Source organism: Ruegeria sp. G7 (assembly GCF_056535465.1).
The window spans coordinates 1,136,642-1,162,553 of sequence record NZ_JBQFIL010000001.1 but is presented as its reverse complement, the minus strand read 5'-3'; the positions used below and the strand labels follow the sequence as shown (position 1 = coordinate 1,162,553).

The following is a 25,912-nucleotide window of genomic DNA, read 5'->3' as shown; positions in this document are numbered from 1 at the left end:
GCTAGGCCCGCTTCTCTTCCTCGAGCTCAACCGGCTCGGCGCTGACGTCGATTACCTCTTCCGCGTCAGCCTCTTCGACCTCGGGTTCCGGCTCAGGTTCAGACTGATCCTCAACCGCGCCCACGATCAGCGGCAGCATATGCACACCGGTTGCGCTTGCGATTTCGGGTGTCTGGGGCGTTTGCCAGCTGAGCGTATCGAAGCTGCCGCAGTTCTGGCAGACCGGCCCCCATTCGGGCTGAATGTCATGGCAGTTGTCGCACACCCATTGCGGCCCGCGCGGCGCGTTCAGCGCCTTCGCCAGCCAGCCCTGCACCACGGCGTCCGAAGCCCCCTCGCCCCGCTCAATTGCCGCCATCAGAGTATACGCCCGCGCGTCGCCCTGCTTTTCGACCACATCGCCCAGCGCACGACGGGCTTCTGGGAAATCTTCGGCGACGATGTTCAACTCGGCCAGAATCAGCCGGGTTTCCATGTTCTCAGGGTGAATGCGCGTCAACGCAGTGAACCGCTTGATGCGCTGGCCGGGGGTTTCCTCGGGGGCGATCTCGGCAAAGGCATGCGCCAGATCGGGGTGCGGCTGCACCTCCCACGCCTTTTTCAGAATCTTCGTCGCAGCCCGCGCCTTGCCCTTTTCGATGTAGGCCCGCGCTGCCATCGCGGCGGCGGGCACCAGATCTGGCGAAAGACGGTTGGCCTCAATCGCGTGTTCCTGTTGTTCGACGGTGGCCCCGTCCGCCAGAATCTCTTTGGCCTCGGACAACGCCAGAACCGCATCGCGCCGTTTGAACACATCCCGCGGCAGATGCCCGGCTTTCAGTTTTGAAGTCAGCGTAGACCGTGCCCCGGCCCAATCCTGCGCCTTGGTCTGAAGACTTAGAAGAACATCCTGTGTTTCTTCGTGGCGCGGTTTCAGCGCCAGTGCCTTCTCGGCCAGTTTACGGGCGGTTTCATCATCACCCTCGGCCAGCTTCTGCTTCATGATACCGCGCACACCGACAAATCGCGTGGTAGAGTTGGTCACCAGCTTTTTATAGGTCTCTTCCGCCTTCTTCGTATCGCCTGTCATCTCGGCGGCCTGCGCAACCAGCAGATTGGTCAACTCGGGTTTGTTCAACAACTTCTCGGCCTTGCTGGCCTTGGTCATCGCCACGCGCCCCTCGCCCGAAGCCAGCGCCATCAACCCGTCCGCCAGCGCCTGATACCCGCGCTGTTCGCGGCTGCGATCGAAATACCGTGACAGGGCGGTCTCATCCCCATTCAGGAACTTCAGCGTCGCGATCAGAAGCGTCAGCAGCTTGAAGAACAGCCAGACCGCAAAAACCAGCACGCCCAGCGCGATCACCGATTGCAGCGGCCCCAGCGTGTATTCGGTGCCCGCAACGGTGATCTGCACCCCGCCGCTGGTTTCCATCAGATACCCGGCGCCTATGGCCAGCAGACCGATAATCGCAACAAAAACAAGGATCTTTAACAATGACCACAGCATGGCAGGTCCTTCAGTTCGAGTTCAGGCTTGAAGCCAGCGTATTGGCGGCCTCAACAGCCGAAAGCCGCGTTTGTGCCGCCTGCGCCCAATCCGCCAATGGGGTCTGCGCCGCATCGGGCAGGGATTTCAGTTCGTTCAGCGCCGTGGACAGATCCCCATCCGACAAAGCTGCCTGCGCACGCGACAGGATGGCATCCGGGTCGTCCCCATCCTGAGGAGTCACCGACCGCGCACCGGTTTGACGCTGCAAAAACGCGATCAGGCCGGTGCCCTTGTCCGCGCCCCGCGCATCCGCCAAGGCCGTCCGCGCCGCCGGAGCAAACGCGCTGCGCAACGCCGAAAGCGTCTCGACGCCTTTGTCGGCAGGTGCAGCCAAAGCGTCGGGCACATCGACACCACCGGCTTTCAATTCGCTGACCAGATCGGAATAGGGCTGGCCTGCATCCAACTGACCATGCAGCCGCGACAGGATCGCCGCGTTGGTGGCCGCGCGCGCCTCGGCCGAGGCCTTCGCCTCAAGCGCCTGGGCGTCCGATACCATCTTTTCGACTTCGCTGCGCTGGGCTGTCAACGAATCCTGCAGCTTTTTCAACTCTGCCTCGAAGGCAGCCATCGCCTCGGGCGAGGCATTGGCTTCGATCGGCTTTTTCTCAAGCTCTGTCAGCCGGTCACCCAACGGTGCAACCTGTCCGGCCAAGGCATCAACGCTGGATTTCACCGCGCCCAAATCGCTTTCGACCGGCGCGAGCTTGTCCGACAGCGCGGTAATCTGAGCCGACAAACCCGACACATCCGGGCTGTCACTCAGGGATTGGGTCAGCTTGGCGATCTGATCCGACTGGTCGGCCAGCTTGGCCTCGAGCGCGGCAATGGCATCGGATCCATCCGCGCCCTGAGAGGTAAAGCCGCCATTGCCCACAACAAACCCGATCCCTGCGGCAATGGCTCCGCCCAGCAGGGCCGGTATAAAGCCGCCGCGTTTGTCGTCGTTACGTTCGATCGCCTTCTCTTCCGCGGGGGCCGGTTCTTCGACAGGCGTTGGCTCTTCGACACGTCCGGCTTCGGCTTCGGCTTCGGCTTCGGCTTCGGCTTCGGCTTCGGCTTCGGCTTCGGCTTCGGCTTCGGCTTCGGCTTCGGCTTCGGCTTCGGCTTCGGCTTCGGCTTCGGCTTCGGCTTCGGCTTCGGCTTCGGCTTCGGCTTCGGCTTCGGCTTCGGCTTCGGCTTCGGCTTCGGAATTTATCTCGTCCTGCGGCTCAGCCGCGTCAACCGCCGTGTCATCAGACAGGCCTTCGTTTTCAGTTTCGGTGGTTTCTTTCGCCTCTTCGACGCTGGGGTCTTCGACCGGTTCCTGATCGGGTTTTTTCTTATCAGCCACCGCCTTATCCCCTTATCGATTCCAAAAACACATGAACTACAGACCCACCCAAGTTAATCCGCACCCGGCTTGCCCTCAACCCGCATCGCATGTTTCACAAGCTTTTTAACGGCTTTCTGCATTTTGTCCGGATTTGGCTCGCTCGCGATCCTGAGGTTTTCAAACGTCAAGGATTTAAGGGGTTCCGCCGCTGCCTCGCTGATCGCGGCCAGCCACAACGGGGCAGGACCCGCCCAGACCTCGGCAAAATGTCGCGCCGACCGCGGAGAGAAAAGCGGCGCGATGACCGGGTCACTGCCTTCAGCCGCCAATGAGGCCTCGTCGCTCAGCGGGAGCAGATGTTGCTGATAGATTGCCTGCTCGCGCGTGGTTAACCCTGAACCGGTCAAGCGTTCGGCGATGTGACCGCGGCTATGTTCGCCACGCAGGTGCAACAATGGGCTCGGCGGCCTGAGACGCAGCAGACCGGCGACCAGCTCTTCGGCAGTGGCGCCGACCATCTGCGCCGACCAGCCAGCCGATTGCGCCGTCTGCGTGGTTGCCGGCCCCACGCACCAAGCGGGCAGATCGCGATCCACACCCAGCGCCGCTGCGGCAGTGACCCCATTGGCCGAGGTGAATATCAAACCGCCAAGACCTTCACTCTCAACCGGTACGGCCATCGGCCGGATCTCAAGCAGCGGCGAAATGAGGATTGTGACCTGCGCTCTGACGCGGTCCGGCAATTGCGCGACGAACCTGTCCGAGGCGGCGCGAGGGCGGGTCATCAACAAATACAACGTTCGGCGCCTTCGGCCTTGGGATTGTTTGCATCCGCGCGGGGTGATACCCCGCTTGCCAATCATGATGCAACGGATCAGGCCAATGGTGCAAACACTTACAGTCCTCGGGCTGGAAAGCAGCTGCGACGATACTGCCGCCGCCGTGGTGCGCCATCGCGCAGGCGCACTGCCCGAGATCCTGTCTTCGGTCGTTCACGGGCAAACCGATCTGCACAGCGCCTATGGCGGCGTCGTGCCTGAAATCGCCGCGCGCGCGCATGCTGAAAAGCTGGATATCTGCGTCAAAGAGGCTCTAACACAGGGCAATATCGGGTTGGATGCCCTGGACGCGATCGCGGTTACGGCAGGTCCCGGCCTGATCGGAGGGGTTATGTCCGGCGTCATGTGCGCCAAAGGTCTCAGCGCGGCGACCGGCTTGCCGCTGGTGGGGGTAAACCATCTGGCCGGTCACGCGCTGACCCCACGCCTGACCGATGGAATCGCGTTTCCCTATCTGATGCTTCTGGTGTCGGGCGGGCACTGCCAATATCTGATCGCCCATGGACCAAACCAGTTCACGCGACTGGGCGGCACTATCGACGATGCCCCGGGCGAGGCTTTCGACAAAACCGCGCGTCTGCTGGGCTTGCCCCAACCCGGCGGACCATCCGTCGAGGCCGAGGCGCGCGGCGGAGATCCAAAGCGGTTCCGCTTTCCGCGCCCTTTGCTTGATCGCCCCGGATGCGATCTGTCTTTTTCCGGACTTAAGACCGCGCTGATGCGGATGCGAGATCAGATCGTGGCCGAAAAGGGTGGCCTGACCCGGCAAGATCGCGCTGATCTTTGTGCCGGGTTCCAGCAGGCGATTGTGGACACGCTGGCCGAAAAAACACGGCGCGCGATTTCGCGCTATCTTGAATCCTACCCCTCGGAACCGACCATCGCAGTGGCGGGTGGAGTGGCGGCAAATAGCGCCATTCGCGCCGCGTTAGAGACTGTTGCGACGGAAGAAGGCACGCGCTTTACCGCGCCACCGCTGGCGTTGTGTACCGACAATGCCGCGATGATCGCGTATGCAGGTCTGGAACGCTTCCGCACCGGTGCGCGCGACGGATTAGACCTGATCGCACGCCCCAGATGGCCGCTGGACCAAACCAGTCCTGCGATGCTGGGTAGCGGTAAGAAAGGGGCCAAAGCATGAGCGTCGCGGTATTGGGCTCGGGTGCGTTCGGGACCGCGCTGGCGATCTCGTTGGCGAAGAATGGTCCAGTGACACTGTGGGCCCGCGACCCCGAACACGCGCGCGCGATGGCTGCGACCCGCCAGAACGCGGCGCGGTTGCCGGACGTCACCCTACCCGCTGCAATCCGGGTGACCGCCGAGATGCGGGATGTCGCGCAAAGCAATGTGGTGCTGGTCGCCGTCCCGACCCAAAAGTTGCGCGAGGCATTGCACGATCATGCAGGCAGCTTGGCGGGCAAGGCCCTCGTGGCCTGTTGCAAGGGAATCGAACAATCCTCGGGGCTGGGGCCGGTCTCGGTGATCGAGCAGACGATCCCGGACGCATATCCGGCGCTGTTGACAGGCCCAAGCTTTGCCGACGACATAGCCCGCGGGCTGCCGACCGCGTTGACGCTTGCCTGCGCAGACGCTGAACTGGGCGCATCGCTTCAGCAACAGCTGACGACATCCAATCTGCGCCTTTATCGCACATCCGATACAGTCGGGGCCGAGTTGGGCGGCGCCCTCAAGAACGTCATGGCAATCGGCTGCGGGGCGGCGATCGGCGCCGGGCTGGGGGACAGCGCACGGGCCGCATTGATAACGCGGGGGTTCGCCGAGATGCAGCGCTTTGCCACGCTGCGCGGCGCAGCACCCGAGACGCTGATGGGCCTGTCCGGACTGGGTGATCTGGTCCTGACCTGTTCATCAGAATTGTCCAGAAACTATCGTTTTGGCCTGTCTTTGGGTCTGAATCAGCCCTTCGATGATGCGACCACAGTGGAGGGCGTCGCCACGGCCCAAGCCATGTCGAGCATTGCCGCGTCCGAAGGGCTGGACATGCCCATCAGCACGACGGTGGCGAAACTCAGCGGCGGAGCCTACAGTGTGGCCGACGCGATTCGGACTCTGCTGGGTCGTCCACTCAAGGAGGAATAATATGCTCATCGCCCTGATCGCCCGTGACAAACCGGGCGCTCTGCAAACCCGGTTGGACAATCGCCCCGCGCACTTGGCTTACCTCGAAGAAACTGGCGTTGTGACCCAGGCCGGTCCCCTGCTGGACGGAGAGGCCATGATCGGTTCGCTGATCATCCTCGAGGTCGAAGACATGGCAGCCGCGCAGGAGTGGGCGCGCAATGATCCCTACGCACTGGCGGGGCTGTTCGATTCGGTCGAGCTGATCCAATGGAAGCGCGTGATCGGCTGATGGCGTATTGGCTGTTCAAATCCGAACCCTCGACCTGGAGCTGGGATCAACAGGTCGCCAAAGGCGACGCGGGTGAGGAATGGGATGGCGTCCGCAACTATCAGGCACGCAACTTCATGCGGCAGATGCAGATCGGTGATCGCGGGTTCTTTTACCATTCGCAGAAAGAAAAGGCGATTGTCGGTATTGTCGAGGTCTGCGCCGAAGCGCATCCAGACAGCACAACCGATGACGAGCGCTGGGAATGCGTGGATATCGAGGCTGTCCGCCCATTCAATACACCTGTCACGCTGGATCAGATAAAGGCCGACGGGCGCCTGGACGACATGGTTCTGGTCAGAAACTCGCGCCTTTCCGTGCAGCCAGTCAGCGATTCCGAATGGGCCGCAATCTGCGCCATGGGCGAGACGAAAGCGGACTGAGCGAAACAGCAAAATGCAATAAAGGGAAGGTTCCGACGGTGCAGAACCTTCCCTACCCCACGTGCTCCCTACTCACCACACGTGTATGGAATTTGCTGGTTCTGACCATCCTGGTCACAAGCTCAACCTAACCCAAGCTGGGTCTCAGGTTCAAACACCAAGTCTTTAAACTATGTCTCAAATACAAAACGCCCGTCTGTGTTCGACGGGCGCTGCAGGTTAAATGGCCGGGATCAACCGTAGACCGACTCTTTGCCGAAATGCTTGGTCAGCATATAGTAAACGACGGCCCGGTATTTGTTACGCTCGGACATGCCATAGGTTTCCATGGCCTTGTTGATCGCTTCCATCAGCTCGGGTCCGTCAGACAGGCCAAGCTTTTTGATCAGGAAGTTGTTCTTGACCGTCTCAAGCTCACTTTCCTGACTGGCCGCCACAGTCGCCGCATCGGCATCATAGATGGCCGGACCGCAGCCGATGGTGACCTTGGTCAGCAGGTCCATATCAGCGTCCATGCCGCATTTGGATTTCAGATCCTCGGCATATTTGGCGATCAGTTCGTCGCGTTTTCCCATTAAGCACTCTCCCGTAATTCAGATGTTGCGGCGTTATATTCATATCCTTGAAACACGTGCAGGCAGCGTAGCCAGAAGCACAGCACGCTCAAAGGGAAAAATCACGCACTTTCCCCGTAAGCGGGTTTACTCTGCCAACGCCGTGTTCTGAAACGCCTGATCTGCCAGATCGGAGAATGCCCGCACTTTGCGACCCGGCGTGGCATTGCCTGCATGAACGAACGAAATCGGGGCATCCGGGTGCTTCAGGGCACCCGGCATGATCTCGCGCAGCGCGCCGCTGTCCAGCTCACGTTGCACGGCCAGTCGGGATTTTACGGCAAGGCCCAGACCCTGCACTGCTGCTTCGGTCAACATATCCGAGTTCGAAACAGCAATCCTACGCCCAACCGACAGCTGCGTGCTGCGCTGGGGACCATCGCGGATCTCGAACCGGGTTTGCCATGGCAGGCAGGCCCAGCGCATCTGTCGCAGCTCTTCAACGCTGGCTGGAACGCCATACCGGTCACAAAAGCCGGGAGCGGCGCAGATAATGCGGTCGTTGTCACTCAGCTTTCGTGCCTTCAGCGTGCTGTCAGCCATCCGGCCCACCCGGATAGCGCAGTCAATGCCCTCATCCACCAGAGAAACATAACGATCGACAGCCAGAAACTCGACCGACAGATCGGGGTTGTCGTTTTGGAACGCGTCCATCAACGGCATGATGAAGCGCGACAAAATCCAAGGCGACAGCGTCACCCGCAGATGCCCACGCAACGCACCGGTCCCGCTGCCTGCATCCAGCTCAGCCTCGCGCAGCTCGGCCAGCAGCGGCTCGATCCGGTCCAGAAAGATGTGCCCTTCATTGGTCAATTGCACCTTGCGGCTGTTGCGATGAAACAGCTTGAGGTTCAGCACCTCCTCCAGCTTGGTGATGCGATGACTGACCGTCGCGACCGAGAGGCCCTGCGCCTTGGCCGCCGATCCCATGCCCCCGGTCTTGGCCACCGAGACAAAGGTCAGAAGGTCATTCACGTGGTACATTCGAAAAATCCTAACACTGGTTTCAGTATCAAGGCAGTTATCGTGAATTTTTTCAAATGGTATCTGCTTTGGGATCACCAGAGGAGGACCCGATGAAATCCCTTTACGCAGCCACATGCGCGCTTGCGCTGGCCCTGCCCGCCGCAGCGGCCGAGTTGGAAACCTATCTTGAGTTCGAAAAGGCTATGCCCCCGGGCAATCTGGCCATTGGCCCAGATGGGCGCATGTTCATGTCCGTGCATGAATTCTACGGCCCCGAACTGCGTGTGGTCGAGGTGATGCCGGACGGGTCCACCAAGCCTTACCCGACAGAAGATTGGGCGCGCGCGCCAAACGATGATGCGGATGGGCTGAACGGTGTTCTAGGGCTGCGCGCGGATCGCGACGGTATCCTGTGGATGCTGGACGGTCAGGGAGAGAACCAGACCGGGCGCATTGTGGGCTGGGACACCAATACCGAGACGCTGCATGCGATTCACTATATCGGCGCACCGGTCGCGCGCCCGACTTCGTTCCTGAACGATCTGGCCGTGGACCGCGATCACGGGGCCATCTACATCTCGGACACGGGCGACGGGCAGAACTCGGCCATCATCGTGGTCGATCTGGAGACCGGGCGCGCGCGGCGTGTTTTGGAAGGCTCTAAATATACCATTCCCGAAGATACACCGATGGTGATCGACGGGCGCGAGATCACGCTGGGTGGCAATCCGGCTAAAATCGGCATCAACCCGATCACCGTCGATCCGACCAACACATGGGTCTATTTCGCCCCAATGACGGCCAGCGCGATGTACCGCATCCCGACCGCCGCGCTGCTGGACGAAAGCCTGTCAGACGCTGATCTTGAGGCGAAGGTCGAACGCTATGGCGACAAGCCGATCTCGGATGGTTCGACCGTCGATACCGGCGGCAATGTCTATATCACCGCGATGACGGACAATGCGCTGGGTGTCACCAAGCCGGATGGCACCTATGAGGTTCTGTTCCAGTCGGATGATGAATTGCCGTGGCCAGACGGGTTCTCGATCGGTGCGGATGGCTATGTCTATGCCACGATTAACGAGTTGCACCGCTCGCCAGTTCTGAACAATGGCGAGGATGCATCAAAAGGCATCTACAAGATCGTCCGGTTCAAGTCACTGTCTGACGCGGTCAGCGGGCGCTAAGCAAAACCCGGCCCTGCTGATGCGGGGCCGGGACACCTATCGGCAGTAGCCCCAACCGGGGCCTTGCAGATGGAAATGATCCGCGTGCAGGCGATTGAAGTTCGGGCCTAGCACCACGCGGAACCAATCGCAGGCCCCTTTCCCGATCCGGTGCAGAAAGTCAGCCTCGGGGCCCGGTTTCGTCCAGTCCTGTAGCAGGCTGAGAGTCCTGCCATCCGCGAGTTCAACACCCACAATATCGATGGAATCCGCCGTCGCGTGACTGCTCCATCCGTTGTTTTCGCCCTGCGCAGTGCGCATGCGGCGGCAATTATAGCTGCCCAGATGCCGCAAGGTGCGCACCTCGGTCCCCAGCAAATCGCGCGCGGCGGGTTGCACCACATGATGTTCCCACATCGCCAAACGCAGGGCGGTCGTACAGCGAGTCTCGACCCCGTTGACCCGGGCACGGACCAACTGTGACAGCGACCCCCGACCGGCAATGCCGCAGTTCTGATCGACCACCAGATCCTCCATCTCCGAGAATGCTGCACCAGCTTGTGACAGCACCGCCCGGCACTGTGCCTCATCTGCCAGCGCGCGGTTCAACTGGAATTTGGTGGCAGGTGTGACCGGGGCCGTCAGCGTCAGGTCCCGAAGGGGGTTCCAATGCGAGGGAAGCGGGGTCTTGGGATGCGCCAACAGCAGATACCCGGCACATCCAACAAGGAATAGAAATATGATGATCGAAAAGAAAGACGCCGCCAGTTGCATGAACCGGCGGCGTCCTGAAGGTTCGGTCATACCCGGTCCGCAATCAGTAGCGGTAATGTTCGGGCTTGTAGGGGCCTTCGGGTTTTACGCCGATATAGGCCGCCTGCTCACTATCCATCTGGGTCAGCTTCACGCCGATACGGTCCAGATGCAGTCGCGCGACTTTCTCATCCAGATGTTTGGGCAGGATGTAGACCTTGTTCTCGTACTGGTCGCCTTTGGTGAACAGCTCAATCTGCGCCAGAACCTGATTGGTAAAAGACGCCGACATCACGAACGACGGGTGACCGGTGGCGTTGCCGAGGTTCAGCAAACGCCCCTCGGACAGCAGAATCAGACGATTGCCCGAAGGCATCTCGATCATGTCCACCTGTTCCTTGATGTTGGTCCATTTGTGGTTCTTCAGGCTGGCCACCTGAATTTCATTGTCGAAGTGACCGATATTGCCGACGATGGCCATGTCCTTCATCGCGTGCATATGCTCGATGCGGATCACGTCCTTGTTGCCGGTGGTGGTGATGAAGATATCCGCGCTGGCAACTTCGTCTTCCAGCAGGGTGACCTCGAACCCGTCCATCGCAGCCTGCAGCGCGCAGATCGGGTCAACTTCAGTCACTTTCACTCGGGCCCCCGCACCACGCAGCGAAGCGGCCGAGCCTTTGCCCACGTCGCCATAGCCACACACAACGGCAACCTTACCGGCCATCATGGTGTCGGTGGCGCGGCGGATACCGTCGACCAGCGATTCCTTACAGCCATATTTGTTGTCAAACTTCGACTTGGTGACCGAGTCGTTCACGTTGATCGCCGGGAACGGCAGGTGGCCGTCTTTCACCAGCTGATACAGTCGGTTCACACCAGTGGTGGTTTCCTCGGACACGCCCTGAATCTGGTCGCGCATCTTGGTGAACCAGCCGGGGCTTGCTGCCATACGCTTGGCGATCTGCTTCTTGATCACCTCTTCCTCTTCCGAACCCGGAACGGGGATGATGTCTTCACCCGCCTCAGCGCGCGCGCCCAGCAGGATATACAGCGTCGCGTCGCCGCCATCGTCCAAAATCATGTTTGGGCCGTCTTCGAACAGGAAGGATTTGTCCAGATAGTCCCAATGCTCTTCCAGCGTCTGACCCTTGATGGCAAACACCGGAACGCCCGCCTCGGCAATCGCCGCCGCCGCGTGATCCTGGGTTGAGAAGATGTTGCACGACGCCCAGCGCACATCCGCGCCCAGCGCAACCAGTGTTTCGATCAGTACCCCTGTCTGGATGGTCATGTGCAGCGAACCCACGATACGGGCACCCTTCAAGGGCTTGCTTTCGCCGTATTCCGCGCGCAGAGCCATCAGCCCCGGCATTTCGGTTTCCGCGATATCCAGTTCCTTGCGGCCAAAGCCCGCCAGTGAAATGTCCTTAACGATATAGTCCCCGGCCATCAGGTTCTCCACTCCGGTAAATCTTGGTCCGGGCTGCCCCTAGCATTCCTTGGGACAGGTGGCAATGTGGATGGCCGGAAACGGGAATTTACGCCTTAAAAATCAGCTCGGCGTCCCCTCGACCTTGATCTTCGGGATTGCTTCGAAGAAATCCGTGCCAACGGCAACGATACAGCTGATGCCATTGGGTTGCGTGACCAGAACGGTGTAACTTCCCGTCTCCTTTGAGGTCCAGACCTCCATCACAGACTGTGCGCCACGGGTTTTCTGCAAACCGCCAAAGGCCAGTTCCTCGGCGTAGTTTTCCTGCAGCTTCGAAATCAGTTGATCGCGGACGGCACAGTTATTCTTGGCGAACGCTGGCGGCGCGGTGGCAGCCATTCCGAAGGTCAGGGCGATTGCAAACAAACGCTTGAACATAACAAGCTCCTTTCGATACGAGTTTCGTTTCGAGAGGGCGCAACTGACGGGAGTCAGCGCCCCCCTCAGTCCTTGATGTCGGGATCGCCTGGCGCGGATTCAAAGCACGAAAGCTCAAGAAACCGTTGGCAGCTGGTGAACCTGACAGGTACATCATAGCAGAAAAATAAGATTTTAATGTGTCCCAATTCACAAGGCATGGCAGAATGGCAACACAACCCCGCGCATGGCAAAGGATGTTATCGGGCCGCAGGCTGGACCTGCTGGATCCCACCCCGGTGGATATCGAGATCGAGGATATCGCCCATGGCCTGGCCTTTGTAGCGCGCTGGAACGGCCAGACAGCAGGAGATTTCGCCTACTCCGTGGCTGAGCATTCGCTGCTGGTCGAGGAGTTGTTCGGGCGGATTGCGCCAAAAGCACCGGTCAAATGGCGGCTGGCGGCCCTGTTACATGACGCGCCGGAATATGTGATCGGAGACATGATCTCGCCCGTCAAATCCGCCGTCGGACCGGATTACAGCGCGCTGGATGATCGGTTGGCGGTGGCGATTCATATCCGGTTCGGGCTGCCCGCCGAGGTGCCGAAGACAGTAAAACGGCAGATCAAGAAGGCCGACAAGATCAGCGCCTGGATGGAGGCAACGCAGATCGCGGGGTTTTCCGAGGCCGAGGCGACGAAGTTCTTTGGTCGACCGGATCGGGCGGTGATGGAGGGGTTGCAGATTAGGTTGAGGCCGCCGGTTGAGGTAAGGCAGGCTTATGCGGAGCGGCATGGCGCATTAATCCAAAAGATGGAATAACAGTTGACGTGGTTTCGGATTGGCGAAGCCATTCAGTGGGAAATGTAGAAATACCCTATAGCCGACAAACCGATTAGAGAGAGCCAGCCGATAAACTGATAGAGAAACTTCAGCTTCTCTGCATTTAACTCGCTTACATCAATGTGCAGTTGAGGTGATCGCGTTTGCCTGCTTCCGAGAAGATTGGGGAAAATTGCCGTCAAAGCATGCACGATGCCAATCAGAGTTAGCAAAGTACAAAGTACCAAACCAAAGACACTCGCCCATACGCCTGCAATTGTCCATGGCTCAGTCCAGGCTTGAAAAACGACACCGCCAACAACAAGCAAAGACATTAGTGAGATAGCGCCAAAAACAAATGCACCCAGACGTTGCACCCAAGTTTCAGGCGCGGTTTTAGCTAGGAGTTGCAACATTTTTTAAGCTCAGTCGGTAATCTACCTTGGACTGCGCTTCGCCAGAATCCGCTGCAACGTCCGTCGATGCATATTCAGCCTGCGCGCCGTCTCGGAGACGTTCCGGTCACATAGCTCATAGACCCGCTGGATATGCTCCCATCGCACGCGATCCGCGCTCATGGGGTTTTCCGGCGGCGGGGGCAGTTCATCGCCCTTGGCCAGCAGCGCGTTGGTGATGTCGGTGGCGTCTGCAGGTTTTGACAGATAATCGGTTGCGCCGATCTTCACAGCCGCCACAGCGGTGGCAATCGCGCCGTAGCCGGTCAGAACCACAACCCGGCTGTCGGGGCGTTTCTCGCGCAGCACTTCGACCACGTCCAGACCGTTGCCGTCCTCAAGCCGCAGGTCCACCACGGCATAAGCAGGCGGGCGGGCGGTGGAAATGGCGCGGCCTGCGGCGACCGATCCGGCGGTTTCAACCTCGAACCCGCGCTTTTCCATGGCCTTGGCCAGGCGTCTCAGAAACGGCTCGTCATCATCGACCAGAAGCAGGGATTTATCGGGGCCGATGTCAAGCTGGGAACTATCTGCCATATGTGGGTCTTTCCGCTATTTCATGCCTTTGGCTTAAACATGAGTAATAGCAGCGCCATTTCAAAGGTCAAACCACCCGTGACCGATCAGACCTGATTGAGGAAGCAGCCCACCTTGTCCGCCATCTGTTCCGCCGTGTCGTCGCGCTTGAAGAATTCAAGGAATCCATCTTCGGGGGTGACCAGATAGGTAAAGGTGGAGTGGTCGACCAGATAGTACTCGTCGCTTTTGTCATGGGCCTTGTAGTAGGTCTTGTAGGCCTTACTGGCGGCCTTGACCTGTTCGGGCGAACCGGTCAGCGCGATCATGCGTTCGTGCAGGTTGAAGGCATAGTCACTGACAACCTCGGGCGTGTCACGATCCGGGTCAACCGAGATGAAAAGCGGTGTCACGGACTGGCCACGCTCGGCCAGAATATCGATCGCCTCGGCGTTGCGGGACATATCGAAGGGGCAGACGTCGGGACAGAAGGTATAGCCGAAATAGATCAGCGTCGGCTCGGTGATCACATCCGTATCCGTCACCGTCTCGCCCTTGCCATTCACCAGCTCGAATGGGCCGCCGATTGCCGCCGTCCCGCCTGCAATCTGGCTGGACCGGCACTGGGCGAACTTGTCGTCGGTTCCCCCACGCGTCAGCAGCCACATGGCCCCCAGACCAATAGCCAGAACGACGGTCGCAAGGACGGCATAAAGACGGATCATGGTGGCTCTCCGGGCACGAAGGTTGTTGATCGGTTCAGCCTGCACTCCTATCAACGTAGGGGGCCGATGCAATAGGACATAATCGACAGATGACGGATTCCAATACCAGCCTCTGGCGCGGGCAAGAGCGCAGCACATGGATCAGGCTTCGGACGCTGATTCTGCTGCGTTGGGTTGCGATCATGGGCCAGTTCACCGCGATCACTGTGGCGCAGCAATATTATGACGTACAGCTGCAACTCGGCCTGTGCTATTTCGCGATCGGCGTGTCGGTCATGGGCAACATGACGGCTATCCTGTTGTTCCCCGAAAACAAGCGCCTGTCCGAGTTCGAGAACTTCCTGATGGTGCTGTTCGACCTGATGCAGCTGTCGGTTTTGCTGTACCTGACAGGCGGGCTGAACAACCCGTTCGCGCTGCTTCTGGTCGGGCCCGTAACGATTTCGGCCAGTGTGATGAGCACGCGTTCGACCGTGATAATCGGTGGGGTTGCGGTGGTCCTGACCACGCTTCTGGCGCAGTTCCACCTTCCCCTGCGAACCGGTCTGGGTCTGGTGCTGGATATCCCCGATATCCTGCTGTTCGGCAATTGGGCCGCGATCATCATCGCCATCGTCTTCATCGGCGCTTATTCCCACCGCATCAGCTCTGAGGTGCAGTCGATGTCCGAGGCGCTCTCGGCTACGCATATGGCGCTGGCGCGAGAACAGAAACTGACCGATCTGGGCGGTGTGGTGGCCGCCGCCGCCCATGAACTTGGCACACCGCTGGCCACGATCAAACTGGCCAGCTCCGAGCTGATTGAAGAGCTTGATGACCGGCCCGAGTTGAAAGAAGACGCCGCACTGATCCGCGAACAGGCCGATCGCTGCCGCGATATTCTGCGCGACATGGGCCGGGCGGGCAAAGACGACCTGCATCTGCGTCAGGCCCCGTTGTCAACGGTGATCCACGAATCCGCCGAACCCCATATCAACCGCGGCAAAGAAGTGCATTTTGCCGAAGGCCCGGTGAAAGACGGCGATGTGCAGCAACCGTCGATCCTGCGCAAGCCCGAGATCATCCACGGGCTGCGCAACCTGATCCAGAACGCGGTGGATTTCGCGCGGGACACCGTATGGGTCGAGGCCGAGTGGACCTCGGATCAGATCATGGTTTGCATCATGGATGACGGGCGTGGATATCCGCCTCATATCCTGGGTCGGATCGGTGACCCGTTCATGCGGCGTCGGCGCACGGATCGCAGCAGTCGACCGGAATACGAAGGTATGGGCCTTGGCCTGTTCATCGCCAAGACCCTGCTCGAACGCAGCGGCGCCGAACTCTATTTTGCCAACGGCGCAGATCCATATCAGAACCTCACCGAACAGCCCGAGCGGCGTGGCGCGGTGGTCAAGGTCGTATGGCCGCGCAAACTGATCGACGCGCAACTCGGGGTGACTCCGGTACCGTCGGGTGCCAACCAGCCATTCCAGATCTGAGTTAAGAGACCATTAACACTTGCGCGCCATACAGGTCCGGATAAGGCAACTGGGGTGTTCTATTCATGATCGATTGGATCGTGCTGACAGCGATCAGCCTGGGCTCGGCAGGTTTTGCAATGCGCTGGCTGTCGCCGCGCCGACTGGCCCGGAGCGAGGATTACGGCTTGTGTTGCCCCGGCACCCTATCCGATGCGGTTTTTCTATTTGATGATACGCGTCTTATCAGTCACTCGGACATCGCATTGAACGGGTTTGAGACCGTCGATACCTGGGCCGAACTCAAACGCTTGCTGAAACGCGATTTTCCGTCCTTTCCCGAAACTCCCGACATGGTGCGGACCAAGCGCACGCTGGTGGTTTCAGCCATTGATTGCACGGTCGATCGCGAGGTCCGGTGCGACTGGATTGATGGTGTCGTACGGGTCGAACTGCGTGATCTGACGGGACAGGTCCCGGCGCGGCACCGGGACGTGAACGACCCGATTCGGCTGGCGATGGATCAAGCCCCCTACCCGGTCTGGCTGCTGGATGCCGAGAACACTGTCAGCTGGTGCAATGCGGCCTATGTCGCCTTGGTTCGCAAGGTCGGCGGCCCGGATGCCGATTTGACCGAACCTTTGTTTCCGGCACAGGTGGACGATACGATACTGAGCCGCAAAACCCGCGTTTCGATCACGGTAAGGAATAGCGAAACGCGCCTTTGGTTCGACCTGACGCGGGTGATCCGCGATGAAGGACAGCTTTGTTATGCCGTTGATATAAACGCCATTGTCGAGGCGGAAACCGCCCAGCGCAAATTTGTCCAGACCATGACCAAAACCTTCGCTCAGCTGTCGATCGGTCTGGCGATCTTTGATCGCAACAGGCAACTGGCCCTGTTCAACCCGGCGCTGATAGACCTGACCACTCTGCCGCCTGATTTCCTAAGTTGCCGCCCCAGCCTGTCCAGCTTCTTCGACCGGCTGCGGGATCAGCACATGATGCCTGAACCAAAGAACTACCTGAGCTGGCGCCGGCAGATGAACGACCTGATCGAAGCGGCGGAAGACGGGAATTATCAGGAAACCTGGTCCTTACCTTCGGGGTCAGTCTATTCGGTCAGCGGTCGTCCGCATCCCGACGGCGCGGTGGCTTTTCTGTTCGAAGACATCACGGCCGAGATCACTCTGACCCGGCGCTTCCGATCCGAGATGGACCTGATGCAATCCATTCTCGACAAGCTCGCCGATGCTATCGCGGTGTTTGCCGATGATGGTACGCTGGCCTTGACCAACTACGCCTATCAGGAACTTTGGGGGGATACAGGCGAAATCGGACTGGATCAGGCCACCGTTCTGGACGTGACCCGCCAATGGCAGGACCGCTGTACCGCCACCCCGGTTCTGGGTGAGATCCGGGATTTTGTGAACTCGCGCGAAAACCGGGTCGAGTGGTCGGCCGAGCTGATCCTGAAAACCGGACCCAGAATGACATGCATGGTCAATCCCATGCAGAACGGGGCAACAATCGTGCGATTCACCTCTGCCGATCTGATCGAAAACAAAGCCGAGCCGGAAAAGATCAGCGCCTGAACCGGGTTGCAGCCGACCGGGCACGGGTTCATTGTGGCGCCATGATTGCGCCACTGAAAATGTCCATGAATTCCCCCGAAGAAACTGCCTCGTTTGCTGCCCGTTTGGCGCGCAAGTTGCAGCAGGGGGATACCATCTTGCTGGACGGCGCGATCGGTACTGGAAAGACCCATTTCGCTCGCGCTTTGATACAATCCGTTCTGGCGGTGCCCGAGGACGTTCCCTCGCCCACTTTCACGCTCGTGCAGGTTTATGACACCGAGATTGGCGAGGTCTGGCATTCCGATCTCTATCGTCTTTCCTCTGTCGAAGAGATCGAAGAGCTGGGCTTGCTGGAAGCATTTGATACCAGTATCTGCCTGATCGAGTGGCCAGAAAAGCTGGACTCACTACAACCGGACACGGCCCTGATGATCCGCTTTTCAACGGACCCCGACATGCAGGATGCAAGACAGCTCGCGCTGAGCTGGACAGACCCGAAATGGGCAACCAGACTGGAGACAATGCCATGACCAATCGGGCGATTTTGGCCGAAGCTCTGGTTGCTCGGACTCAATGGCGTGGCGCACAACATGCACCGCTGGCCGGTGATGCGTCGAACCGCCGGTATGAACGCCTGACAGATCCCGCCACCGGCCGCACTGCGGTTTTGATGGACGCCCCGCCCGACAAGGGCGAGGACGTCAAACCCTTTGTGCGCATGGCCAACCACCTGCGGTCTCTGGGGCTGAGCGCACCGGAAATCTACGCCGAAGACTCCGAATACGGGTTCTTGTTACTCGAAGATCTGGGTGATGCGCTGTTTGCCCGCGTCTTACGCGATGATCCGTCGCTTGAACGCACACTCTATGCGGCGGCCACGGATGTTCTGGTGCATTTGCATGCAGGCCCGACCTTGACACTGGACAGCTATGACCCGGCCCTGATGACCGAATACGCAGCGCTGTCCTTTACCAAATACGCCCACGGTATTCTCGGATCGCATGACGCCGAGGTCCGTACCCGTTTCGAACAGCGGTTTGCCGATATACTTCACCGCGAAACTGGTGGTACGCGCGTGGTCGTTCAGCGCGACTATCACGCCGAGAATCTGATCTGGCTGCCCGAACGGGACGGGCTGGCCCGCGTCGGCCTGCTGGATTTTCAAAGCGCGATGCTGGGCCATCCCGCCTATGATCTGATGTCGCTACTGCAAGATGTGCGCCGCACCGTGCCCGCAGGTATCGAGATGCGGATGATCGACCGCTATATCTCGGCGACCGGCGTTGATGGTCATGATTTCCGGACCGCCTATGCGGTGCTGGGTGCCCAACGTAGCCTGCGTATTCTAGGCGGGTTCGCGCGGTTGGCGACCGACTACGGCAAACCGCATTACATCGATCTGATCCCGGCGACATGGGCCCATCTGATGCGCGATCTGGAACACCCGGCGCTGGTTTCGGTGGCCGACCTGCTGCGCGAGGCACTGCCCGCGCCCAACCCCGAAAACCTTGCAAAGCTGAGGCCGCAATGACCGAAATGCCGCAAGCTGCGATGCTGTTTGCCGCCGGATTCGGCACGCGCATGGGTGTGCTAACCAAGGACCGGCCCAAACCGCTGATCGAGGTGGCCGGGCGGCCCCTGATCGACCACGCGCTTGACCTGTTCGCGCCGCTACAGCAGGTGCGCGTGGTGGCCAACACCCACTATCACGCCGATCAGATGGCCCGCCACCTGACCCCGAAAGGCGTGCTGCTGTCACATGAGGCCCCGCAGATTCTGGAAACCGGCGGCGGACTGCGGGCTGCGCTGCCGATGCTGGGGCCGGGTCCGGTGTTCACCCTGAACAGCGATGCAATCTGGGCCGGGCCCAACCCGCTGCAAATGCTGAAGGACCATTGGGACCCAACCCGGATGGACGCGCTGCTGATGTGCATTCCCACCGGCCAGACGATTGGCCACACCGGTGCCGGAGACTTCACCCAGGACGCAGCCGGGCGGATCACCCGTGGTAAAGATCTGATCTATGGCGGCGCGCAGATCCTGAAGACCGATGGTTTGCACGATATAGCCGAGGATGCGTTCTCGCTGAACCTCCTGTGGGACCGGATGCTGCAGGATCGCCGCCTGTTTGCGCTGGCCTACCCCGGTCGCTGGTGTGATGTCGGCCGCCCCGAGGGAATCGCTCTGGCCGAAGGTCTGCTTGCCGATGTTTGAGCCCGGCACCCTGCCCCGGGTCTTTGCCGTCCCGCCCGGCGCGGACTTCCCGCGCGTTCTGGTCGACGGGCTGCGCAACCGGTTTGCGTCGCACCCGCCCGAGGCGCTGGCCCGGGTTCAACTGGTGGTCAACACCCGCCGCATGGCCCGGCGCGTGCGCGAGCTGTTCGATCAGGGGCCGCCTTGTTTGCTGCCACGGTTGTCTCTGGTCACCGATCTGGGCGACGGCGCTGATCTGGCGGAGGTGCCATCCGCAATACCACCATTGCGCCGACGGCTTGAGCTGACGCAGCTGATCGCCAAGCTGCTGGATCAGCAACCCGATCTGGCCGCGCGGTCGTCTTTGTTTGATCTGTCCGACAATCTGGCGGCGCTGATCGACGAGATGCAGGGTGAAGGCGTCTCTCCCGACGCGATCCGTGGGCTGGATGTCAGTGATATGTCCGGTCATTGGGCCCGGGCGCAGGCCTTTATCGGGATCGCCGATCATTTCATGCAGACCGGACCTGACGCGCTGGACCCGCAGGCGCGGCAAAGGCGCGTTGTGGAAGGTTTGATCGCGCGTTGGCATGAAACCCCGCCGCAGCATCCGATCATCCTCGCCGGGTCCACTGGATCACGCGGAACGACGATGCTGCTGATGCAAGCCATCGCGCGCCTACCGCAGGGCGCGCTGGTGTTGCCGGGCTATGATTTCGATCAGCCTGCGCAGGTCTGGAACAGCCTCGATGACGCGCTAACCTCGGAAGATCACCCGCAATACCGCTTTCGTAAACTGATGCGCGATCTTGATCTGACGCCCGACCAGATTCAGCCCTGGGTCAAGGTGCAGCCGCCCTCACCCGCACGTAACAAATTGATTTCACTTGCCTTGCGCCCTGCCCCGGTCACCGATGCGTGGATGGCCGAGGGGCCGTCTCTGACCGATCTGCAGGGCGCAACCCAGGACGTGACGCTGATCGAGGCCGCCTCACCCCGGGCCGAGGCTTTGGCGATTGCGCTGCGTCTGCGACAGGCGGCAGAGACCGGTCAGACCGCCGCGCTGATCACCCCCGACCGGATGCTGACCCGGCAGGTCAGCGCCGCGCTGGATCGCTGGAACATCCTGCCCGATGACAGCGCGGGCCTGCCGCTGCAACTGTCGCCACCGGGCCGGTTTCTGCGCCATGTGGCGGGCCTGTTTGCCCGCCGACTGGACGGTGAGGCGCTGCTGACCCTGCTCAAACACCCGCTCTGCCACGACGGTGCGGATCGTGGCGCGCACCTGCTGCACACCCGCGATCTTGAGCTTGACCTGCGCCGCCACGGCCCGCCCTTCCCCGACAGCGGCAGCCTAACCGCCTTTGCCATCCGCGCCGACGCGCCCGAGGACTGGACCCGCTGGGTGATCCAATCGTTCTGCAATCAATACAGCCCGGCCGAGCGCCCGCTGGCCGATTGGGTGGCACGGCTGCGAGGGCTGGCCGAAGCAATTTCTGCCGGGTCAACGGACGCACCCGGCACGCTTTGGGACAAGAACGCCGGTCAAAAAGCGCTGACGGTCATGACCACGCTGGAAGCCGAGGCGCAGCACGGCGGAGCAATGACCGCACATGATTTCGCCGACCTTCTGGGCGCGCTACTTGCCGGAGAGGAAGTGCGCGACCGCGACGCCCCGCATCCGCATCTGATGATCTGGGGTACGCTCGAGGCGCGGGTTCAGGGGGCCGACCTGCTGATCCTCGGCGGGCTGAATGAGGGCAGCTGGCCCGAGGCCCCCGCACCGGACCCATGGCTGAACCGGCAGATGCGCAACGCCTCCGGGCTGTTGCTGCCCGAACGCCGCATCGGCTTGTCCGCTCATGACTTCCAGCAGGCGGTGGGTGCGCCCGAGGTGGTTTTGTCCCGCGCCACCCGCTCGGACGATGCAGAAACCGTACCGTCGCGCTGGCTGAACCGGATGACCAACCTGCTGCAGGGCCTGCCCGAACAGGGTGGCGCGGATGCTTTGGCCGCGATGCGCGTACGGGGGCGGCAATGGCTGGGCTGGGCCGAAGCACTGGAACAGGCCCCCCGGATCGACGCCACGCATCGCCCCTCGCCCCGGCCCCCGGTCGCGGCCCGGCCCCGGCGTCTGTCGGTCACCGAGATCAAGCGGCTGATCCGCGACCCTTATGCCATCTATGCCCGCCACGTTCTGCGCCTGCAGCCGCTGGACCCGCTGGTCCGCGCGCCCGACGCCCTGCTGCGCGGGATCGTGATCCACGAGGTTCTGGAACAATTCGTCCGCGACAGTGTGCTGGACCCGGCCCTGCTGACCCGCGAGAATTTCCTGAAACGTGCCGAAGCGGTGCTGAGCGAGCATGTCGCGTGGCCCACGGCGCAAAAACTGTGGCTGGCGCGGCTGGACCGGATCACTGATAGTTTTCTATCCGCTGAAATCCAGCGTCGCGGTGACGGTGGACCTGTGGCCTTTGAGGTTGGGATGAAGCTGGCGCTGACGCCGCTGGATTTCACCATCGCAGGACGCGCCGACCGGATCGATCTGAACAGCCGCGGCGCGATGCGGATCATCGACTACAAGACCGGCGTCCCCCCAACCGAGAGCCAACAGGCCAAGTTCGACAAACAGCTGCTGATCGAAGCCGCGATCGCAGAACAGGGCGGGATCGAAGGGTTCGATCCGCTGCCCGTGGCGCAGGCCGTCTTCATCGGCATGGGGGGCATTTACAAAGAAGTCGATGCGCCGCTGGCGAAAGAACCGGCTGACAAGGTTATGGCCGACCTCAAACAGCTCATTTCTGCTTATTTAGAGCCTGATCAGGGCTTTTCCTCGCGCCGGATGCTGCACAAGGACACCGATATCAGCGACTACGATCATCTCGCCCGGTTCGGTGAATGGGACCGGTCCACCGAGACCAAGCCAGAGGACCTGAGATGAGCGCGCGCAATGATGCCACCGAACGCCAGGTGCAAGCCGCGCGCCCGGATGCCTCGACATGGCTGGCGGCAAATGCGGGTTCGGGAAAGACGCGCGTTCTGACCGACCGCGTGGCGCGGCTGCTGCTGGACGGGGTGCAGCCGCAACATATCCTGTGCCTGACCTACACCAAGGCCGCCGCCAGCGAGATGCAGAACCGGTTGTTCAAACGACTGGGCGAATGGGCGATGCTGGGCGACACGCTGCTGCTGGCACAACTCACTGATCTGGGTGTTGAAGGTGCGATCAGCGGCGACCGGTTGGCGCAGGCCCGCACCCTGTTCGCCCGCGCCATCGAGACGCCGGGCGGGCTGAAAATCCAGACGATCCACTCTTTCTGCGCCTCTCTGCTGCGGCGGTTTCCGCTTGAGGCCGGGGTCAGCCCTCAATTCACCGAGATGGAAGACCGCGCCGCCGCCCTGTTGCGCGAAGAGATTGTCGAGGATTTTGCCGAAGGCCCGCAGGCTGCGCTGATCGAGGACGTGGCCCGGTTTGTCACCGATACGGGTTTTGACAAGCTGACCGCCGCCATCGCGCAGAAACGCAGCCAATTTGCGCATCCGCTTGCTTGGCCCGACCTGCTGCAACGCTTTGATCTGCCATCAGATTTCGACGAAGAGACCCTACTGGACCTCGTTTACATGGGCGGAGAGGTTGAACTGATCCAGTCCCTGTTGCCCGCGCTGACCGAGAGCGGCGGCAACAATGCCAAAGCCGCGGTCAAGCTGGCCGGTTTTACCGAACCAACGCTCGGGAATTTGCCGCTGTTGGAAGGCGTTCTTTTGACCGGCAAATCCGCAAAGGAACCCTTCACTGCCAAAATCAACAGCTTTCCCACCAAAGCGCTGCGCGAGGGTGCGCTGGCCGACCGGATGCCACAGCTTGAGGCGCTGATGCTGCGGGTCGAGGCGGCACGGGAACAGCGGCTCGCACTGGTGGCGGCCCGAAAAACCCATGTATTACATCGCTTTGCTGCTGCTTTCCTACCGGAATACGAACGCCGCAAGCAACTGCGCGGCTGGCTCGATTTCGACGATCTGATCCTGCGCGCGCGGCAGGTTCTGAACGACCCCGCGGTCGCGGAATGGGTTCTGTACCGGCTCGACGGTGGCATCGATCATATTCTGGTGGACGAAGCGCAAGATACCAGCCCGGACCAATGGGACGTGATCGAGAAACTGGCGCAGGAGTTCACCAGCGGGGAAGGGGCCCGGTCCGGGGTTGAGCGCACGATCTTTGTGGTCGGTGACAAGAAACAGTCGATCTATTCCTTCCAGGGCGCTGACCCGCAGGCCTTTGATCGGATGCAGGCCGAGTTTGGGCGGAAATTGCAAGAATCAGGCTCTAAACTGTGGGATTCGACGTTGGAATATTCGTTCCGATCCTCCAGCGCGATCCTTGGATTAGTCGATATTCTGTTCGAAAACCACACTGAGGCCGGGTTTCACAAGGACGCGCTGCACCGCGCGTTTAAAGCTGATCTTCCCGGTCGCGTCGATCTTTGGCCCGTGGTCGAGAAGGTTGAAGAAGACGACGAAGGCGACTGGACCGACCCCGTCGACCGGCCCGGCGCGCGGCACCATACCGTTGTTCTGGCCGAGCAGGTGGCGCGTTCGATCAAGGATATGATCGCACGCGGCGAGACCATCCCAGAAGATGGCGAAACGCCCGGAAGCTTTGTGCGCCGCAAGGTGCAGCCGGCGGATTTTCTGATCCTTGTCCAGCGCCGCTCGGACCTGTTTGCCGAGATCATTCGCGCCTGCAAGGCCGCAGACCTGCCCATCGCGGGCGCTGACCGTCTGAAGGTGGGTGCTGAACTTGCGGTCAAAGACCTCGCCGCGTTGCTGAGTTTTCTGGCCACGCCCGAAGACAGCCTGTCGCTGGCAACGGTGCTGAAATCGCCTCTGTTCGGATGGTCGGAACAGCAACTGTTCGATCTGGCGCATCGGCGCGATGAGGGCTTTCTATGGGCCGCGCTGCGCAAGCGGGCCGAAGACTTCCCTGAGACGCTGGAAATCCTAAATGACCTGCGGGGTCAGACCGACTTTCTGCGCCCCTACGACCTGATCGAACGCATCCTGACGCGACATGACGGACGGCGAAAGCTGCTGGGCCGGCTGGGGGCCGAGGCCGAGGATGGGATCAACGCGCTGCTGTCGCAGGCGCTGGCCTATGAGCGCACGGATATCCCCAGCCTGACTGGATTTCTGGTCTGGATGCAGACCGACGATCTGGAAATCAAGCGGCAGATGAGCGGTGTCGGCAACATGATCCGGGTGATGACGGTGCATGGCTCCAAGGGCTTGGAAGCGCCGATTGTGATCCTGCCGGATACGGGCAAACGGCAGCCTCCGCGCGATGCTGAGATCATGATGGCCGGAGAGACGCCGCTGTGGAAGGTGCCTGCCGACGCATCGCCTGCGCTGGTCGCTGCTGCGCGGGACGAGGCGCGCAAGCGGGAAGAGAATGAGCGGCTGAGGTTACTATATGTGGCTCTAACACGGGCCGAAAAGTGGTTGATCGTGGCTGCGGCGGGCGATTTGGGCCGCGATGGAACCAGTTGGTACCAGATGGTCGAGGCCGCAATGGCCCGCGCCGGGGCGACGCAATTGCCCGGAACGCAGACGCAGCGGCTGGCGCATGGCGATTGGGATGCGCTGCCCTTGATCGACCACCACGCGGACACGTCGCGGCAACAGGACCTGCCTGAGATGTTTCGGCAGACGGCAAAGGAACCGCCCGCGCCGGCGGACATCATCAGCCCATCGGATCTGGGCGGGGCCAAGGCGCTGCCGGGGGATGCCGGGCAGGATGAAGAAGCCGCCAAACTGCGCGGCACCCGCCTGCATCTGCTGCTGGAACATTTGCCCGCCACCAGCAGGGACCGATGGCCCCAGCTATGCGCCCGTTTGCTGCCAGATATGCACGACCCCGACAGGCAAGAGCTGCTGCAAGAGGCCGAAGCGGTGCTGACCGCAGATCACCTGAAGCTGGTTTTTGCCCCCGAGGCACTGGCCGAAGTTCCCGTCTCTGCCGATCTGAATGGCACCCGGATGCACGGCGTCATCGATCGGCTGATCGTCACAGATACCGAGGTGCATGTGATTGATTTCAAGTCAAATGCCACCGTCCCGGACACACCTGAAACCTGCCCAGTCGGGTTGCTGCGGCAGATGGGAGCCTATGCGCATGCGCTGGCGCAGATCTATCCTGATCATCAAATCCGAACGGCGATCCTGTGGACGCGCACGGCGCAGCTGATGTGGCTGCCACACGATCTTGTGACAGATAGCCTGACCACCCACCCGATATCTTGACCTCCCACGATGCGGCACCTAGGTTCTGTGCCCAAG

Annotated in this window: 24 protein-coding genes; 13 read left to right on the top strand and 11 right to left on the bottom strand. The window is 60.9% G+C overall.

The features are described from left to right. Position 1 precedes the first annotated feature (1 nt). Genes ACR3EN_RS05850 through ACR3EN_RS05840 form a run of 3 tightly spaced genes read right to left on the bottom strand, consistent with a single transcriptional unit; the run spans position 2 to position 3,631 of the window. Positions 2 to 1,489, bottom strand: a complete 1,488-nt coding sequence (locus ACR3EN_RS05850; protein WP_480823734.1) for a heme biosynthesis HemY N-terminal domain-containing protein — start codon at positions 1,487 to 1,489, stop codon at positions 2 to 4. Positions 1,490 to 1,499: 10 nt separating this feature from the next. Next, positions 1,500 to 2,864: a COG4223 family protein gene (locus ACR3EN_RS05845; protein ID WP_480918397.1), complete on the bottom strand. Its 1,365-nt coding sequence runs from the start codon at positions 2,862 to 2,864 to the stop codon at positions 1,500 to 1,502. A gap of 53 nt (positions 2,865 to 2,917) precedes the next feature. Continuing rightward, on the bottom strand, positions 2,918 to 3,631 hold the full coding sequence (locus tag ACR3EN_RS05840; RefSeq protein ID WP_480823738.1) for a uroporphyrinogen-III synthase: 714 nt from the start codon (positions 3,629 to 3,631) through the stop codon (positions 2,918 to 2,920). 97 nt (positions 3,632 to 3,728) lie between these two features. Between ACR3EN_RS05840 and tsaD the strand changes: the two genes are divergently transcribed. The 4 genes from tsaD to ACR3EN_RS05820 are packed head-to-tail and all read left to right on the top strand — an operon-like array spanning position 3,729 to position 6,478. Further along, the gene (gene tsaD, locus ACR3EN_RS05835; protein WP_480823740.1) at positions 3,729 to 4,826 is read left to right on the top strand and encodes a tRNA (adenosine(37)-N6)-threonylcarbamoyltransferase complex transferase subunit TsaD; all 1,098 of its coding nucleotides are present in this window, start codon (positions 3,729 to 3,731) and stop codon (positions 4,824 to 4,826) included. Next, entirely contained in the window at positions 4,823 to 5,785 is a 963-nt protein-coding gene (locus tag ACR3EN_RS05830) for an NAD(P)H-dependent glycerol-3-phosphate dehydrogenase (RefSeq protein ID WP_480823742.1), read from the top strand. Before tsaD ends, ACR3EN_RS05830 begins: the two co-directional genes overlap by 4 nt. Before the next feature lies 1 nt (position 5,786). Then, the gene (locus ACR3EN_RS05825) at positions 5,787 to 6,056 is read left to right on the top strand and encodes a YciI family protein (protein WP_480823744.1); all 270 of its coding nucleotides are present in this window, start codon (positions 5,787 to 5,789) and stop codon (positions 6,054 to 6,056) included. Beyond that, positions 6,056 to 6,478: an EVE domain-containing protein gene (locus ACR3EN_RS05820; RefSeq protein ID WP_480824127.1), complete on the top strand. Its 423-nt coding sequence runs from the start codon at positions 6,056 to 6,058 to the stop codon at positions 6,476 to 6,478. The genes ACR3EN_RS05825 and ACR3EN_RS05820 overlap by 1 nt, the downstream gene beginning before the upstream one ends. 233 nt (positions 6,479 to 6,711) lie before the next feature. On the opposite strand, the gene ACR3EN_RS05815 is transcribed toward ACR3EN_RS05820, so the two are convergent. Together ACR3EN_RS05815 and ACR3EN_RS05810 are read right to left on the bottom strand one after the other, a co-directional pair. Then, a complete protein-coding gene (locus ACR3EN_RS05815) occupies positions 6,712 to 7,053 on the bottom strand; it encodes a DUF2853 family protein (RefSeq protein WP_480823746.1) in 342 nt (113 codons plus the stop codon). A gap of 126 nt (positions 7,054 to 7,179) precedes the next feature. Beyond that, the gene (locus ACR3EN_RS05810) at positions 7,180 to 8,076 is read right to left on the bottom strand and encodes a LysR family transcriptional regulator (protein ID WP_480823748.1); all 897 of its coding nucleotides are present in this window, start codon (positions 8,074 to 8,076) and stop codon (positions 7,180 to 7,182) included. Between the two features lie 92 nt (positions 8,077 to 8,168). On the opposite strand from ACR3EN_RS05810, the gene ACR3EN_RS05805 reads away from it, so the two are divergent. After that, positions 8,169 to 9,245: an L-dopachrome tautomerase-related protein gene (locus ACR3EN_RS05805; protein ID WP_480823750.1), complete on the top strand. Its 1,077-nt coding sequence runs from the start codon at positions 8,169 to 8,171 to the stop codon at positions 9,243 to 9,245. A gap of 36 nt (positions 9,246 to 9,281) precedes the next feature. On the opposite strand, the gene ACR3EN_RS05800 is transcribed toward ACR3EN_RS05805, so the two are convergent. The 3 genes from ACR3EN_RS05800 to ACR3EN_RS05790 form a co-directional block, all read right to left on the bottom strand. Then, on the bottom strand, positions 9,282 to 10,028 hold the full coding sequence (locus tag ACR3EN_RS05800; protein WP_480823752.1) for an extensin-like domain-containing protein: 747 nt from the start codon (positions 10,026 to 10,028) through the stop codon (positions 9,282 to 9,284). Positions 10,029 to 10,041: 13 nt separating this feature from the next. After that, entirely contained in the window at positions 10,042 to 11,430 is a 1,389-nt protein-coding gene (gene ahcY, locus ACR3EN_RS05795) for an adenosylhomocysteinase (protein ID WP_480823754.1), read from the bottom strand. A gap of 102 nt (positions 11,431 to 11,532) precedes the next feature. Beyond that, positions 11,533 to 11,850, bottom strand: coding sequence for a hypothetical protein (locus ACR3EN_RS05790; protein WP_480823756.1), 318 nt, complete (start codon positions 11,848 to 11,850; stop codon positions 11,533 to 11,535). A gap of 206 nt (positions 11,851 to 12,056) precedes the next feature. On the opposite strand from ACR3EN_RS05790, the gene ACR3EN_RS05785 reads away from it, so the two are divergent. Then, a complete protein-coding gene (locus ACR3EN_RS05785; RefSeq protein WP_480823758.1) occupies positions 12,057 to 12,653 on the top strand; it encodes an HD domain-containing protein in 597 nt (198 codons plus the stop codon). A gap of 32 nt (positions 12,654 to 12,685) precedes the next feature. Here the strand turns inward: ACR3EN_RS05785 and ACR3EN_RS05780 are convergent, their stop codons facing one another. From ACR3EN_RS05780 to ACR3EN_RS05770, 3 genes are all read right to left on the bottom strand, one after another. Next, the gene (locus ACR3EN_RS05780) at positions 12,686 to 13,069 is read right to left on the bottom strand and encodes a hypothetical protein (RefSeq protein WP_480823760.1); all 384 of its coding nucleotides are present in this window, start codon (positions 13,067 to 13,069) and stop codon (positions 12,686 to 12,688) included. A gap of 21 nt (positions 13,070 to 13,090) precedes the next feature. Further along, positions 13,091 to 13,645 carry an ActR/PrrA/RegA family redox response regulator transcription factor gene (locus ACR3EN_RS05775; RefSeq protein WP_050604676.1) on the bottom strand — a complete coding sequence of 185 codons (555 nt, stop codon included), beginning with the start codon at positions 13,643 to 13,645 and terminating at the stop codon, positions 13,091 to 13,093. A gap of 86 nt (positions 13,646 to 13,731) precedes the next feature. Continuing rightward, complete coding sequence (locus tag ACR3EN_RS05770; RefSeq protein WP_480823762.1) at positions 13,732 to 14,349, bottom strand: SCO family protein; 618 nt, start codon at positions 14,347 to 14,349, stop codon at positions 13,732 to 13,734. An 89-nt stretch (positions 14,350 to 14,438) separates the two neighbouring features. Here ACR3EN_RS05770 and regB point away from each other — a divergent pair, with 89 nt between their 5' ends. From regB to addA, 7 genes are all read left to right on the top strand, one after another. After that, entirely contained in the window at positions 14,439 to 15,830 is a 1,392-nt protein-coding gene (gene regB, locus ACR3EN_RS05765) for a sensor histidine kinase RegB (RefSeq protein ID WP_480823764.1), read from the top strand. A 65-nt stretch (positions 15,831 to 15,895) separates the two neighbouring features. Continuing rightward, complete coding sequence (locus ACR3EN_RS05760) at positions 15,896 to 17,404, top strand: PAS-domain containing protein (protein ID WP_480823767.1); 1,509 nt, start codon at positions 15,896 to 15,898, stop codon at positions 17,402 to 17,404. Positions 17,405 to 17,445: 41 nt separating this feature from the next. Then, positions 17,446 to 17,916, top strand: a complete 471-nt coding sequence (gene tsaE, locus ACR3EN_RS05755) for a tRNA (adenosine(37)-N6)-threonylcarbamoyltransferase complex ATPase subunit type 1 TsaE (RefSeq protein ID WP_480823769.1) — start codon at positions 17,446 to 17,448, stop codon at positions 17,914 to 17,916. Beyond that, complete coding sequence (locus ACR3EN_RS05750; RefSeq protein ID WP_480823771.1) at positions 17,913 to 18,917, top strand: aminoglycoside phosphotransferase family protein; 1,005 nt, start codon at positions 17,913 to 17,915, stop codon at positions 18,915 to 18,917. The genes tsaE and ACR3EN_RS05750 overlap by 4 nt, the downstream gene beginning before the upstream one ends. Then, positions 18,914 to 19,600 carry a nucleotidyltransferase family protein gene (locus ACR3EN_RS05745; protein WP_480823773.1) on the top strand — a complete coding sequence of 229 codons (687 nt, stop codon included), beginning with the start codon at positions 18,914 to 18,916 and terminating at the stop codon, positions 19,598 to 19,600. The genes ACR3EN_RS05750 and ACR3EN_RS05745 overlap by 4 nt, the downstream gene beginning before the upstream one ends. Next, complete coding sequence (gene addB, locus ACR3EN_RS05740) at positions 19,593 to 22,520, top strand: double-strand break repair protein AddB (RefSeq protein ID WP_480870886.1); 2,928 nt, start codon at positions 19,593 to 19,595, stop codon at positions 22,518 to 22,520. The genes ACR3EN_RS05745 and addB overlap by 8 nt, the downstream gene beginning before the upstream one ends. Beyond that, positions 22,517 to 25,876, top strand: coding sequence for a double-strand break repair helicase AddA (addA, locus tag ACR3EN_RS05735; protein ID WP_480870888.1), 3,360 nt, complete (start codon positions 22,517 to 22,519; stop codon positions 25,874 to 25,876). The genes addB and addA overlap by 4 nt, the downstream gene beginning before the upstream one ends. The last annotated feature ends 36 nt before the right edge of the window (positions 25,877 to 25,912 follow it).

Excerpts from the sequence above, each read along its gene's own strand:
- ACR3EN_RS05830 (WP_480823742.1), top strand. The coding sequence starts at position 4,823 with ATGAGCGTCGCGGTATTGGGCTCGGGTGCGTTCGGGACCGCGCTGGCG.
- ACR3EN_RS05810 (WP_480823748.1), bottom strand. The coding sequence starts at position 8,076 with ATGTACCACGTGAATGACCTTCTGACCTTTGTCTCGGTGGCCAAGACC.
- ACR3EN_RS05850 (WP_480823734.1), bottom strand. The coding sequence starts at position 1,489 with ATGCTGTGGTCATTGTTAAAGATCCTTGTTTTTGTTGCGATTATCGGT.
- ahcY (WP_480823754.1), bottom strand. The coding sequence starts at position 11,430 with ATGGCCGGGGACTATATCGTTAAGGACATTTCACTGGCGGGCTTTGGC.
- ACR3EN_RS05780 (WP_480823760.1), bottom strand. The coding sequence starts at position 13,069 with ATGTTGCAACTCCTAGCTAAAACCGCGCCTGAAACTTGGGTGCAACGT.
- ACR3EN_RS05760 (WP_480823767.1), top strand. The coding sequence starts at position 15,896 with ATGATCGATTGGATCGTGCTGACAGCGATCAGCCTGGGCTCGGCAGGT.
- ACR3EN_RS05805 (WP_480823750.1), top strand. The coding sequence starts at position 8,169 with ATGAAATCCCTTTACGCAGCCACATGCGCGCTTGCGCTGGCCCTGCCC.
- ACR3EN_RS05825 (WP_480823744.1), top strand. The coding sequence starts at position 5,787 with ATGCTCATCGCCCTGATCGCCCGTGACAAACCGGGCGCTCTGCAAACC.
- ACR3EN_RS05800 (WP_480823752.1), bottom strand. The coding sequence starts at position 10,028 with ATGACCGAACCTTCAGGACGCCGCCGGTTCATGCAACTGGCGGCGTCT.
- regB (WP_480823764.1), top strand. The coding sequence starts at position 14,439 with ATGACGGATTCCAATACCAGCCTCTGGCGCGGGCAAGAGCGCAGCACA.
- ACR3EN_RS05745 (WP_480823773.1), top strand. The coding sequence starts at position 18,914 with ATGACCGAAATGCCGCAAGCTGCGATGCTGTTTGCCGCCGGATTCGGC.
- ACR3EN_RS05775 (WP_050604676.1), bottom strand. The coding sequence starts at position 13,645 with ATGGCAGATAGTTCCCAGCTTGACATCGGCCCCGATAAATCCCTGCTT.
- addB (WP_480870886.1), top strand. The coding sequence starts at position 19,593 with ATGTTTGAGCCCGGCACCCTGCCCCGGGTCTTTGCCGTCCCGCCCGGC.
- ACR3EN_RS05750 (WP_480823771.1), top strand. The coding sequence starts at position 17,913 with ATGACCAATCGGGCGATTTTGGCCGAAGCTCTGGTTGCTCGGACTCAA.
- addA (WP_480870888.1), top strand. The coding sequence starts at position 22,517 with ATGAGCGCGCGCAATGATGCCACCGAACGCCAGGTGCAAGCCGCGCGC.
- ACR3EN_RS05790 (WP_480823756.1), bottom strand. The coding sequence starts at position 11,850 with ATGTTCAAGCGTTTGTTTGCAATCGCCCTGACCTTCGGAATGGCTGCC.
- ACR3EN_RS05840 (WP_480823738.1), bottom strand. The coding sequence starts at position 3,631 with ATGACCCGCCCTCGCGCCGCCTCGGACAGGTTCGTCGCGCAATTGCCG.
- tsaE (WP_480823769.1), top strand. The coding sequence starts at position 17,446 with ATGATTGCGCCACTGAAAATGTCCATGAATTCCCCCGAAGAAACTGCC.
- tsaD (WP_480823740.1), top strand. The coding sequence starts at position 3,729 with ATGGTGCAAACACTTACAGTCCTCGGGCTGGAAAGCAGCTGCGACGAT.
- ACR3EN_RS05820 (WP_480824127.1), top strand. The coding sequence starts at position 6,056 with ATGGCGTATTGGCTGTTCAAATCCGAACCCTCGACCTGGAGCTGGGAT.
- ACR3EN_RS05815 (WP_480823746.1), bottom strand. The coding sequence starts at position 7,053 with ATGGGAAAACGCGACGAACTGATCGCCAAATATGCCGAGGATCTGAAA.
- ACR3EN_RS05770 (WP_480823762.1), bottom strand. The coding sequence starts at position 14,349 with ATGATCCGTCTTTATGCCGTCCTTGCGACCGTCGTTCTGGCTATTGGT.
- ACR3EN_RS05785 (WP_480823758.1), top strand. The coding sequence starts at position 12,057 with ATGGCAACACAACCCCGCGCATGGCAAAGGATGTTATCGGGCCGCAGG.